Origin of the sequence: Shigella sonnei (assembly GCF_002950395.1) — a bacterium.
Classification (GTDB): Bacteria; Pseudomonadota; Gammaproteobacteria; order Enterobacterales; family Enterobacteriaceae; genus ECMA0423.
Genome location: NZ_CP026802.1, coordinates 2,495,633 through 2,507,813, shown reverse-complemented (window position 1 = coordinate 2,507,813; position 12,181 = coordinate 2,495,633). Strand labels below are relative to the sequence as shown.

8 protein-coding genes and 2 pseudogenes are annotated in these 12,181 nt (G+C 52.4%); 3 read left to right on the top strand and 7 right to left on the bottom strand.

The annotated features are described in order from the left end of the window. Window positions 1–2: 2 nt before the first annotated feature. The 4 genes and pseudogenes from ybaL to fsr all read right to left on the bottom strand — a co-directional run. Window positions 3–1,679, bottom strand: a complete 1,677-nt coding sequence (ybaL, locus tag C1P89_RS13280) for a YbaL family putative K(+) efflux transporter (protein ID WP_151350960.1) — start codon at window positions 1,677–1,679, stop codon at window positions 3–5. A gap of 237 nt (window positions 1,680–1,916) precedes the next feature. Then, window positions 1,917–2,012: pseudogene (locus C1P89_RS26475) on the bottom strand (hypothetical protein); the annotation flags it as partial. 41 nt (window positions 2,013–2,053) lie between these two features. Continuing rightward, window positions 2,054–3,210, bottom strand: a protein-coding gene (locus tag C1P89_RS13275; RefSeq protein ID WP_134799510.1) for an IS3-like element IS600 family transposase whose coding sequence is annotated in 2 segments (ribosomal slippage) — window positions 2,054–2,961 and window positions 2,961–3,210 — 1,158 coding nt in all. Because the reading frame shifts where the segments join, the coding sequence is not laid out codon by codon here. 57 nt (window positions 3,211–3,267) lie between these two features. Beyond that, a pseudogene (gene fsr / locus C1P89_RS13270) lies at window positions 3,268–4,404 on the bottom strand (fosmidomycin MFS transporter); the annotation flags it as partial. A 217-nt stretch (window positions 4,405–4,621) separates the two neighbouring features. On the opposite strand from fsr, the gene ushA reads away from it, so the two are divergent. Then, a complete protein-coding gene (gene ushA / locus C1P89_RS13265) occupies window positions 4,622–6,274 on the top strand; it encodes a bifunctional UDP-sugar hydrolase/5'-nucleotidase (RefSeq protein WP_000771745.1) in 1,653 nt (550 codons plus the stop codon). A 36-nt stretch (window positions 6,275–6,310) separates the two neighbouring features. Here ushA and ybaK read toward each other — a convergent pair whose 3' ends face one another. Next, the gene (gene ybaK, locus C1P89_RS13260; protein WP_000186627.1) at window positions 6,311–6,790 is read right to left on the bottom strand and encodes a Cys-tRNA(Pro)/Cys-tRNA(Cys) deacylase YbaK; all 480 of its coding nucleotides are present in this window, start codon (window positions 6,788–6,790) and stop codon (window positions 6,311–6,313) included. Between the two features lie 203 nt (window positions 6,791–6,993). Further along, window positions 6,994–7,788, bottom strand: a complete 795-nt coding sequence (locus C1P89_RS13255; RefSeq protein ID WP_000365182.1) for a TraB/GumN family protein — start codon at window positions 7,786–7,788, stop codon at window positions 6,994–6,996. A gap of 137 nt (window positions 7,789–7,925) precedes the next feature. On the opposite strand from C1P89_RS13255, the gene C1P89_RS13245 reads away from it, so the two are divergent. Then, on the top strand, window positions 7,926–8,267 hold the full coding sequence (locus C1P89_RS13245; RefSeq protein ID WP_001344274.1) for a HigA family addiction module antitoxin: 342 nt from the start codon (window positions 7,926–7,928) through the stop codon (window positions 8,265–8,267). A gap of 214 nt (window positions 8,268–8,481) precedes the next feature. Here C1P89_RS13245 and copA read toward each other — a convergent pair whose 3' ends face one another. Continuing rightward, entirely contained in the window at window positions 8,482–10,986 is a 2,505-nt protein-coding gene (gene copA, locus C1P89_RS13240; RefSeq protein ID WP_000083968.1) for a copper-exporting P-type ATPase CopA, read from the bottom strand. 261 nt (window positions 10,987–11,247) lie between these two features. Here copA and glsA point away from each other — a divergent pair, with 261 nt between their 5' ends. Beyond that, window positions 11,248–12,180, top strand: coding sequence for a glutaminase A (gene glsA, locus C1P89_RS13235; protein WP_000883033.1), 933 nt, complete (start codon window positions 11,248–11,250; stop codon window positions 12,178–12,180). Window position 12,181: the final 1 nt, after the last annotated feature.

Sequence of the window (12,181 nt, the reverse complement as noted above, 5' to 3'; positions counted from 1 at the left end):
GTTTACCCCGTCACCACTTCACCCGCCGGTGGCGTTTCCAGCAGTTCCAGCATAGTACGGGCAATTTCACGTTCACCCATCACTACCTGATTCGCGCCACGTTCGGTGATATACGTCACTTCATCGTCATAATGGGCGCGGGCGATAATCTCAATATCCGGGTTTTTCGCGCGGGCAGACGCCACAATCTCACCCGCTTCATAACCGTTGGGGATCGTCAGGATCAGCCATTTTGCACATTCCAGATGCGCCAGTTGCATAATTTCTTCGTTCGCTGCATTGCCCAATACAGCGCGGACCCCACGCTCTCGCAGCTCATCAACACGGGTTCGTGACGTCTCAATCACCACCAGCGGAATATCAGAGGCGACCAATTTCTCCCCCAGCAGGCTGCCTACACGACCGTAACCCACCAATAGCGCATGGTTGCAAATATCCACTGGGATCTGTTTCTCTTCTTCGATTGCCTCTTCCAGCGTCTGCTCTTCCAGCGTTTCGGTCTTCGCCAGATATTTCTCCAGTAGTGCGAACAGTACCGGGTTGAGCATAATCGACAGGATCGCCCCTGCCAGTACCAGGTTTTGTCCGGCCTGCGGCAGTAAATTCAATGCCATTCCCAGTCCCGCCAGGATAAACGCGAACTCACCAATCTGCGCCAGGCTGGCGGCGATGGTTAATGCCGTACGTTGGGAGTGACCAAACAGACGGACAAGGAACAGGGCCGCGACCGATTTACCAAACAGAATAATTGCCAGCGTCGCCAGCACTGCCAGCGGTTGCTGAATCAGAATTAACGGATCAAACAACATCCCGACGGAGACAAAAAACAGCACCGCAAACGCGTCGCGCAATGGCAGCGTATCGTGGGCGGCACGGTGACTCAGTTCAGACTCGTTCAGTACCATCCCGGCAAAGAACGCGCCAAGTGCGAAGGAGACGTCAAACAACTCCACCGCACCAAAGGCAATCCCTAACGCCAGCGCCAGCACCGACAGGGTAAATAGCTCGCGAGAACCGGTTGCCGCGCTGCGTGCCATAATCCACGGCACCAGACGGCGACCTACCAGCATCATAATGGCGATAAATGCGATCACTTTGCCGATGGTGATCCCCATATCGACTGCAAGAGTGGCAAAGCCCACATCGCCCTGTTCCATCATTCCTGCCACTGCGGGCAGCAACACCAGCGTCAGAACCATTACCAGGTCTTCCACAATCAACCAACCGATGGCGATTTGCCCACGCTGACTGTCAATTAATTGCCGTTCTTCAAGTGCGCGCAGTAACACCACGGTACTGGCGGTGGAAAGACATAAACCGAACACGATACCGGTCATTAACGACCAGCCCAGCACGGCAGAGAGCGCCATACCCAGCAGCGTCGCCACGGCTATCTGGGCGATCGCACCGGGAATGGCGATGGCCTTTACCGCCATCAAATCCTTCAGCGAAAAGTGCAAACCGACGCCAAACATCAACAGAATGACGCCCAGTTCAGCCAGTTCCGGCGCAAGCTTGGTATCGGCAACAAAGCCCGGAGTGAATGGTCCTGCCAGCACACCCGCTAACAGATATCCCACCAGAGGAGAAATACGTAGTTTATTGGCCAGCATGCCGAGGATAAAGGCGAGCACAAGGCCGCCAACAATGGTGGTGATAAGCGGGGTGGCGTGATGCATTCCGTCTCCTTTTCCTGGTGGTTATTGTCCATTTTTGGCCGGGAAAACCAAAATTACAGGTAATAGTTTATGACAATTTCATTGATGATGTTCATGAATAATTATTGAATTTTGCAGAAAAATGGAATTAGCTGCAAAAAAAGCACGGATCGGAAAACAGAAGGCGGTTTAACAGAGGAAAGGCTTATGGCGACTGTAAAACGATGCAGCCAAAGTTTGCCTTTGGCTGCAATGAAATCAGTCTTTATGCCGGTTATCAGGCAGGAATATGGTCAACATCCCCAATAGTGGCAGGAAAGCACAGATTTTATAGACTAACTCGATGCTGGTGTGAGGTGTACTGGCAATAGCGGACACTACCATTTGTTCTTTTTTTAAGCAGCCATCTGATGATATTTTTCCCTGAAGGCTGCCGGGGAGATATTCCCCAGACGAGAGTGACGACGCTGACGATTGTAGAAAATCTCAATGTATTCCCGTATTACTGAGATGGCTTCATCCCGGTTATTAAAACGATAGTGGCTCAGGCTCTCATTTTTCAGCGTTCCCCAGAAGCTTTCCATCGGAGCGTTGTCGTAACAGTTACCTTTACGCGACATTGATGTTTTCAGACCAGACTGCTCCTGTATGACCCGGTAATCGTATGCGCAGTACTGTGAACCTCGATCAGAGTGGTGGATTAGCCCGGCAGGTGGGCGCTGGCTCCTGAGCGCCATAAACAGGGCTTTACCTGTCAGCTCTTTTGTCATGCGCTCTCCCATGGCGTAGCCGACAATTTCGCACGTATAAACATCTTTGATGCCAGCGAGGTACAACCATCCCTCCTGTGTGGCAACATACGTCAGGTCCGCCACCCAGACCTGATTTGGTGCTGTAGGAGCGAACGTCTGGTTCAGCAGATTTGGCGCAACTGGCAGATTGTGGTTCGAGTTCGTAGTCGCTCTGAACTTGCGTTTCTGCTTACAGTGTAGCCTTAGCTCCTTACGAAGACGTGCCAGTCGGTCACGACCAACGATGATGCCATTCTCTGCCAGCTCCGTCTGGAGCCGCCGGGTTCCATATGTTTCGCGAGTGCGGATATGTGCCACCTTAATCTCCAGTTTTAGCCGCTCATCACTTTGTTTTCTGTCTGAGGGTTCATGCTGTACCCAGTTGTAATAACCGCTCCTGGATACACCAAATACCTGACACATCGCTTCAATGGGAAATTGTTGTCGCCATTGTTCGATTAACGCGTATTTTTCAGCGACTCCTGTGCAAAATACGCTGTTGCTTTTTTTAATATATCTCGCTCAAGGCGAGCTTCATTTAACGCCTTACGCAGTTGCAGAATTTCAGATTCCAGTTCAGCCACCGTGCGGGAACCAGGAGTACCGAGCCCTTTTCTGGCGGCGGTAACCCATTGTCCTAAAGTGCCTTCAGGAAGAGATAATCGGGAAGCGCCTTCACTGATCGAAAGTTGATTTTCAGGAACCGTTCTGACAGCTTCGGCTTTGAACTCTTTAGAGTAACGTTGGGTTTTTCTGCTCATTATTAGCTCCTTCTGATGCCATTCTATTTCAGGAAGGAGTGTCCGTTAAACTCAGGCTACCTCAGTGTGATCGGCGATAAGCCCCAGAACTGCCGCTCCCAGACCTCCCATGCCAAAAGCAAAACCGAAAAAGAGTCCAGAAACCATACCGATACGTCCCGGAAGTAGCTCCTGAGCGTAGACCAGAATGGCAGAGAATGCCGAAGCGAGGATAAATCCAATAATCACCGTTAAAACCCCCGTCCAGTGCAGGCTGGCGTAGGGTAAAATCAGCGTAAACGGCGCAACGCCGAGGATAGAGCCCCAAATCACATATTTCCGTCCAATTTTATCCCCTACAGGCCCGCCGATCACCGTACCTGCCGCAACGGCAAACAGGAAGGCAAACAGATGAAGCTGGGCATTCTGGATAGATAATCCGAATTTTTGCATCAGATAAAAGGTGTAATAGCTGCTGATGCTCGCCATATAGAAATATTTCGAGAAAATGAGGATTAACAGAATGCTGACTGCCAGTACCACTTTGTTGCGCGGCAGTGGATTGATTATCGTCGCTTTGGGTTTTCCTTTATTCATTCGGTGCTGTGCCGAGTACCAACGGCTAATTTGCGCCAACACCACGATCGCCAGCAGTGCCGCAAGCACAAACCAGGCAACGTTGCCTTTGCCATAAGGCGCGATAATCACCGCCGCCAGCAAGGGTCCCAGGGAACTGCCAAAGTTGCCGCCGACCTGAAAGATAGATTGCGCCAGGCCATGCCGCCCGCCGGAAGCCATACGGGCTACGCGAGAAGATTCCGGATGAAAGACCGATGAACCGGTACCGACCAGCGCCGCCGCCAGCAGAACTGCGCCAAAACTGCCCGCCAGCGCAAGCAGCACCAGACCACTTAAGGTAAAGCACATGCCAATTGGCAACGACCACGGCATCGGATATTTATCGGTCCAGTAGCCGACCACTGGTTGCAGTAGCGAAGAGGCGAGCTGGAAGGTGAGGGTTATCATGCCAATCTGCATAAATGTCAGAGAAAATTCTGACTGAAGCAGCGGATAAATCGCCAGAATCAGCGATTGGATCATGTCGTTCAGCAGATGTGAGAGGCTGATAGCACCTAAAATACCAAACGATGTTCGGGCCTTGGTCGTTGACGCAGCCGCGCCCGCCACAGGCTGGGGTTGTTCACTCATTGCCATAGGAAAGTCACTTTTTCAGGGTTGCGATGTAAAGAATGATCTTATTTGTGATTATTACCCGACTAACATACCTGTATGCGTCGTCTGAAGGAAGTCTCAACGCCGAATACAGAATTTCTAATCTGGATGCAGATTTATCTTCACCGGACGCAGACTTGTCTATGATGTCGCGTCATACTATTTTTCAACACGTTGAAATCAGGTCAGGGAGAGAAGTATGAAATTATTGCAGCGGGGCGTGGCGTTAGCGCTGTTAACCACATTTACACTGGCGAGTGAAACTGCTCTGGCGTATGAGCAGGATAAAACCTACAAAATTACAGTTCTGCATACCAATGATCATCATGGGCATTTTTGGCGCAATGAATATGGCGAATATGGTCTGGCGGCGCAAAAAACGCTGGTGGATGGTATCCGCAAAGAGGTTGCGGCTGAAGGCGGTAGCGTGCTGCTACTTTCCGGTGGCGACATTAACACTGGCGTGCCCGAGTCTGACTTACAGGATGCCGAACCTGATTTTCGCGGTATGAATCTGGTGGGCTATGACGCGATGGCGATCGGTAATCATGAATTTGATAATCCGCTCACCGTATTACGCCAGCAGGAAAAGTGGGCCAAGTTCCCGTTGCTTTCCGCGAATATCTACCAGAAAAGTACTGGCGAGCGCCTGTTTAAACCGTGGGCGCTGTTTAAGCGTCAGGATCTGAAAATTGCCGTTATTGGGCTGACAACCGATGACACAGCAAAAATTGGTAACCCGGAATACTTCACTGATATCGAATTTCGTAAGCCCGCCGATGAAGCGAAGCTGGTGATTCAGGAGCTGCAACAGACAGAAAAGCCAGACATTATTATCGCGGCGACCCATATGGGGCATTACGATAATGGTGAGCACGGCTCTAACGCACCGGGCGATGTGGAGATGGCACGCGCGCTGCCTGCCGGATCGCTGGCGATGATCGTCGGTGGTCACTCGCAAGATCCGGTCTGCATGGCGGCAGAAAACAAAAAACAGGTCGATTACGTGCCGGGTACGCCATGCAAACCAGATCAACAAAACGGCATCTGGATTGTGCAGGCGCATGAGTGGGGCAAATACGTGGGACGGGCTGATTTTGAGTTTCGTAATGGCGAAATGAAAATGGTTAACTACCAGCTGATTCCGGTGAACCTGAAGAAGAAAGTGACCTGGGAAGACGGGAAAAGCGAGCGCGTGCTGTACACCCCTGAAATCGCTGAAAACCAGCAAATGATCTCGCTGTTATCGCCGTTCCAGAACAAAGGCAAAGCGCAGTTGGAAGTGAAAATAGGCGAAACCAATGGTCGTCTGGAAGGCGATCGTGACAAAGTGCGTTTTGTACAGACCAATATGGGGCGGTTGATTCTGGCAGCCCAAATGGATCGCACTGGTGCCGACTTTGCGGTGATGAGTGGAGGAGGAATTCGTGATTCTATCGAAGCAGGCGATATCAGCTATAAAAACGTACTGAAAGTGCAGCCATTCGGCAATGTGGTGGTGTATGCCGACATGATCGGTAAAGAGGTGATTGATTACCTGACCGCCGTCGCACAAATGAAGCCAGATTCAGGTGCCTACCCGCAATTTGCCAACGTTAGCTTTGTGGCGAAAGACGGCAAACTCAACGACCTGAAAATCAAAGGCGAACCGGTCGATCCGGCGAAAACTTACCGTATGGCGACATTAAACTTCAATGCCACCGGCGGTGATGGCTATCCGCGCCTTGATAACAAACCGGGCTATGTGAATACCGGCTTTATTGATGCCGAAGTGCTGAAAGCGTATATCCAGAAAAGCTCGCCGCTGGATGTGAGTGTTTATGAACCGAAAGGTGAGGTGAGCTGGCAGTAATCCGAAAGTGCCGGATATTTGCATCCGGCACAATGCTTAATCGCGGCGGGCGATATCAGCAAATTTGGCATCGAGGATCTTCGCCAGATCGCCTGCCGCCAGTTCGATATCCAGTCCGCGCTTGCCGCCAGAAACATAAATAGTGGCAAATTCTTGTGCGGGGGCGTCGATAATCGTCGGCAGACGTTTTTTCTGCCCCAGTGGGCTAATCCCCCCAACCAGGTATCCCGTCGAACGCTGCGCGGCCATCGGATCGGCCATCTCAACTTTCTTGGCACCCAGCGCTTTTGCTACTTTTTTAAGATCCAGTTGACCTGCGACCGGCGTAACGGCCACTGCCAGATGTTTCATATCACCGTTCACTGCCACCAGTAGCGTTTTGTAGACTTGATCCGGATTCAAACCTAATTTTTTGACGACTTCATCGCCAAAATTGGTTTCAGCCGGATCGTGCTCGTAGGTATGGATTTGAAACGAAATCTTGTTTTTTTCGAGTAATTTAACTGCGGGTGTCATGGTAATTTTCCTGCCTTAAACAAAAAAACGAAGCAAGCATACGCCTGATGGCGGTCCAAAAAAAAGAGTCATCTTGCCTAAGAGTATTGGCAGGATGGTGAGATTGAGCGACAATCGAGTTACACCGTCGCTTAAAGTGACGGCATAATAATAAAAAAATGAAATTCCTCTTTGACGGGCCAATAGCGATATTGGCCATTTTTTTAGCGCAACATTTGCGGCAAATTCCCTTCTCCATACAGGTGTAGTGCACCGACCGCGACCACATATCGCCCCGGCGGCATGGCGCGTAATTTATCCCGCCAGGCGAGATTTCGCTGATGCATCAGCACATCGTACAGCGACTGACTGAACGTATTGGGCAGCGTTATATCATTATTTTGCGGAGGTGCATTCAGCCACCAGCTCATCATTTGTTGCAGCAACCGTGCGTTGGTATGCCAGTGGGTCAGCGTATCGTCCAGCAGCGCCAGTCCTTTGTCAGGGAGCTGGAGCAACATGGTAATCTGGTTTTCAGCCCCTTCCAGTTCAATCACGGGTTTATGTTGTTGCTTCGCCGCCTGCAATAACTGGTAATCGATACCGTATTCTGCCCGCAGCCCCAGTTTTTGTGCCTGCGTCGCCTGAAGAACCATCGCGATTTGCCACAGCGGTTGAGTAGAAAAGAGCGACGGAGAAATGCCCATCTCCTGGCTAATGTGCTGCAGATTTTGGAGTTGCTCCTCGTTAATGCGCTCTTCCAGCGCCTCGCAAGTAGGCAAATTAGCAAAAGGCGTATCGCTGGTGGAAACATCCGCCTCGACGATCAGCGCATCGGCGTTTTTGAGCTTTTTGAGCAAACGGGTGGGCAGGGGAGCCATATCGTGGCTACCCATATGAATACTGCCAATCAGATGAAAATGGCGATTGCCGGGAAGGGTGATATCGATGGCAGGCCAGGTGTAATGATTACCGCGCAGCGCGGCCCAAAGCGTTTTTACCCGGTACAACAGATCCATACGACCTCCCTTTGTGAAATATCATGCTAGCGCGCGGTGAGGGATGGCGCAAATGGAGTTGGGGACTTGTTTAATGTGTTTGTATGATTCAGTATGTTCTTGCATCGCTATTCACAGGGAAGCAACAGTTAAAAACCATGAAACAGGCAACAAGAAAACCGACGACACCCGGAGATATTCTTCTCTATGAATATCTGGAACCGCTCGATTTGAAAATCAATGAGTTAGCAGAGTTGCTGCATGTTCATCGTAATAGCGTCAGTGCACTGATCAATAACAATCGTAAACTCACCACTGAGATGGCATTCCGTCTGGCGAAAGTTTTTGATACCACAGTCGATTTTAGGCTAAACCTCCAGGCGGCAGTTGATCTTTGGGAAGTTGAAAACAACATGCGCACCCAGGAAGAATTGGGACGGATTGAAACAGTGGCTGAATATTTGGCACGCCGTGAAGAGCGTGCAAAAAAGGTCGCGTAAGGCCAAAACATCGCTTCATCTCGTAGGCCGGATAAGGCGTTCACGCCGCATCCGGCATCCGAGCACCATTGCCTGATGCGACGCTTACCCGTCTTATCAGGCCTACAAACCTGTGCCTGAACCGTAGGCCGGATAAGGCGTTTACGCCGCATCCGGCAGTCATGCGTCGATGCCAAATGCGCCGCCCTAAAGCAGCGCATCCGCAATGACGTACTTATTCCTTCGGTTTAAACCGCAGCAACCGGTTGGCGTTACTCACTACGGTAATCGACGAGAGCGCCATTGCCGCTCCGGCAACTACCGGGTTAAGCAGTGTTCCCGTAAACGGCCACAAAATACCGGCGGCGACCGGAATACCGATGCTGTTGTAGATAAAGGCACCGAGCAGGTTCTGCTTCATGTTGCGCAGCGTTGCGCGGGAAATCGCGAGCGCATCCGCAACGCCCATCAGGCTATGGCGCATCAGGGTAATCGCCGCGGTTTCAATGGCAACATCACTGCCGCCACCCATCGCAATGCCGACATCCGCCTGGGCCAGCGCTGGCGCGTCGTTAATGCCGTCGCCCACCATTGCCACCTGACGTCCTTCACTTTGCAGACGTTTGATCGCTTCGGCTTTACCGTCCGGCAGCACTCCGGCAATCACTTCATCAATTCCAGCTTCTTTGGCGATCGCATTGGCGGTGGTTGGGTTATCCCCGGTCAACATCACCAGACGATATCCCGTTTTATGCAGGCGTTGCAGCGCCGCCACGCTATCACTACGCAACGGATCGCGTACAGCCAGCAGGGCTACTGCTTTCCCGTCAATCGCCAGCAGCACAGGCGTTGCTCCTTGCGATGCCTGAGCAGTAATCTCCGCTTCGATAGCTTTGGTACCAACCTGTTGCTCATTTAACAGCGCCTGATTGCCCAGCAATAACGCATGACCTTCAGCTTCACCGCTCACGCCCAGCCCGCGCAATGTGCGGAAACCGTTGACCTGCGGCAGCTGCATATCACCTGCTTTATCGAGGATCGCCCGTGCCAGCGGATGGCTGGAACCTTGCTCCAGTGCCGCCGCCAGACGCAATGCCTGCGCTTCATCAACATCAGCAAACGTTTTCACTGCGACAACCTGCGGCTTCCCTTCGGTCAGCGTCCCGGTTTTATCGAACACGACGGTATCGAGTGTACTGGCGCGTTGCAGCGCGTCGGCGTCCCGCACCAGCACGCCAAACTCAGCCGCCCGCCCGACGCCGGAAATAATCGACATCGGCGTCGCCAGCCCCAGCGCACACGGACAGGCGATAATCAGTACCGTGGTGGCAATCACCAGGGTATAAACAATTTGCGGTGCCGGACCAAAGAAGTACCAGATTGCCGCACTGACCAGCGCAATCACCACCACCACAGGTACAAATACGGCTGAGATTTTATCCGCCAGCTGACCGATTTCTGGCTTGCTGCTCTGGGCCTGGCGCACCATGCGAATGATCCGTGACAGCGTGGTATGGCTGCCAACCGCACTGGCACGAAACAGCACACTGCCGTCCTGTACCACTGTCCCGGCATGGACGCTTTCGCCTTCGCCTTTTTGCTGTGGGATTGGTTCGCCCGTCAGCATCGCTTCATCCAGCCATGCTTCGCCCTGGGTAATCTCGCCATCTACCGGCACGCGATCGCCGGTCGTCAGGCGCAGTAACATCCCTGGCTGAACTTCCGCCAGCGGCACGCTTTTTTCACCATCTGCGGTGACCACTCGCGCCGTCGGTGGGGTTAAATCGAGTAATTTCTCCAGCGCCTTAGAAGAACGCTGACGTGCGCGCGCTTCCAGCATATGGCCGAGATTAATCAGACCGATAATCATCGCACTGGCTTCATAGTAAAGATGCCGCGCTTCCATCGGGAACCACTGCGGCCACAGGTTGACGCTCATCGAATAGAGCCACGCCACACCCGTTCCCAGCGCCACCAGCGTATCCATCGTCGCTGCACCGTTCAGCAGGCTTTTCCATGCACTGCGGTAAAAATGGCCGCCGGCGAAAACCATCACTGCCAGGGTTATCAGGCCGATAACTAACCACAAGCTGCGGTTGTCAGCGGTGACCATCATGTTATCGCCGATCATCCCCCAGACCATTACCGGGATACCCACAGCCAGTGCAACAATTGCCTGCCAGCGGAAGCGCTTCATCGTAGCTACGGCGGTTTCTTGCTGGCGCTCGCGGCGTTTAGCGTCATCTTCAATCGCTTCCGCACCGTAGCCCGCTTTTTCCACCGCCTGCACTAAATCTTGTGGGGAGGCACTGCCCATCACCAGCGCAGTACGCTCCGCCAGGTTTACCCGTGCCTGAGTGACGCCCGGTACGCTTTGCAGCGCATTTTGTACGCGGGTGACACAGCTGGCGCAGCTCATGCCGCTCAGCAGCAACTGCTGGCTGTCATCGTCATCGGCGGTCGCTGCCGGAAGCGCCTCAGAAACCGCTGTCAGTGCTTCCGACGGGATTGATGACTCCGCCAGCGGTTTAGCCTTTGGGTGGCTTACAGATGCGTCATAACCCGCTTGTTTGATGGTTTCGATCAGCTGTTCTGCACTGGCAGTCCCGGTAACGTGCGCTTCAGTGATAGACACATCCGCCTGCTCAACATCCGGGCGCTGTTCAAGACTTTCTTTCACGCGTTTAACGCAGTGACCGCAGGACAGGCCGTCCAGGGTCAGGTCGATAGTTTGTGACATAAAACACTCCTTTAAGACAGTTTTGACTGGCTGTGATAAAGGTTAAACCTTCCAGCAAGGGGAAGGTCAAGAAATTAATAAACCAGGCGGGTAAAAGTCCGTAAAGATTAAAAAATCGGCTCGATTTGCATCAGGATTAGACATTTATTTCTTTGTTTTCCTGTAGTTAAGTTGCGGGTGCTAAGTTAAATCAGGATGCCTGAAAATCGGCACCGGGGTGAGGAATTACCTCCCGCATCTATAAAAAGGAGTTAACAAAAGATGTTAGATGCAAACAAATTACAGCAGGCAGTGGATCAGGCTTACACCCAATTTCACTCACTTAACGGCGGACAAAATGCCGATTACATTCCCTTTCTGGCGAATGTACCAGGTCAACTGGCGGCAGTGGCTATCGTGACCTGCGATGGCAACGTCTATAGTGCGGGTGACAGTGATTACCGCTTTGCACTGGAATCCATCTCTAAAGTCTGTACGTTAGCCCTTGCGTTAGAAGATGTCGGCCCGCAGGCGGTACAGGACAAAATTGGCGCTGACCCGACCGGATTGCCCTTTAACTCAGTTATCGCCTTAGAGTTGCATGGCGGCAAACCGCTGTCGCCACTGGTAAATGCTGGCGCTATTGCCACCACCAGCCTGATTAACGCTGAAAATGTTGAACAACGCTGGCAGCGAATTTTACATATCCAACAGCAACTGGCTGGTGAGCAGGTAGCGCTCTCTGACGAAGTCAACCAGTCGGAACAAACAACCAACTTCCATAACCGGGCCATTGCCTGGCTGCTGTACTCCGCCGGATATCTCTATTGTGATGCAATGGAAGCCTGTGACGTGTACACCCGTCAGTGCTCTACGCTCATCAATACTGTTGAACTGGCAACGCTTGGCGCGACGCTGGCGGCGGGTGGTGTGAATCCGTTGACGCATAAACGCGTTCTTCAGGCCGACAACGTGCCGTACATTCTGGCCGAAATGATGATGGAAGGGCTGTATGGTCGCTCCGGTGACTGGGCGTATCGCGTTGGTTTACCGGGCAAAAGCGGTGTAGGTGGCGGTATTCTGGCGGTCGTCCCTGGCGTGATGGGAATTGCCGCGTTCTCACCACCGCTGGACGAAGAAGGCAACAGTGTTCGCGGTCAAAAAATGGTGGCATCGGTCGCTAAGCAACTCGGCTATAACGTGTTTAAGGGCTGAT

Coding starts and splice junctions, on each gene's coding strand:
- copA (WP_000083968.1), bottom strand. CDS start 10,986: ATGTCACAAACTATCGACCTGACCCTGGACGGCCTGTCCTGCGGTCAC.
- ybaK (WP_000186627.1), bottom strand. CDS start 6,790: ATGACACCCGCAGTTAAATTACTCGAAAAAAACAAGATTTCGTTTCAA.
- ybaL (WP_151350960.1), bottom strand. CDS start 1,679: ATGCATCACGCCACCCCGCTTATCACCACCATTGTTGGCGGCCTTGTG.
- C1P89_RS13245 (WP_001344274.1), top strand. CDS start 7,926: ATGAAACAGGCAACAAGAAAACCGACGACACCCGGAGATATTCTTCTC.
- ushA (WP_000771745.1), top strand. CDS start 4,622: ATGAAATTATTGCAGCGGGGCGTGGCGTTAGCGCTGTTAACCACATTT.
- C1P89_RS13255 (WP_000365182.1), bottom strand. CDS start 7,788: ATGGATCTGTTGTACCGGGTAAAAACGCTTTGGGCCGCGCTGCGCGGT.
- glsA (WP_000883033.1), top strand. CDS start 11,248: ATGTTAGATGCAAACAAATTACAGCAGGCAGTGGATCAGGCTTACACC.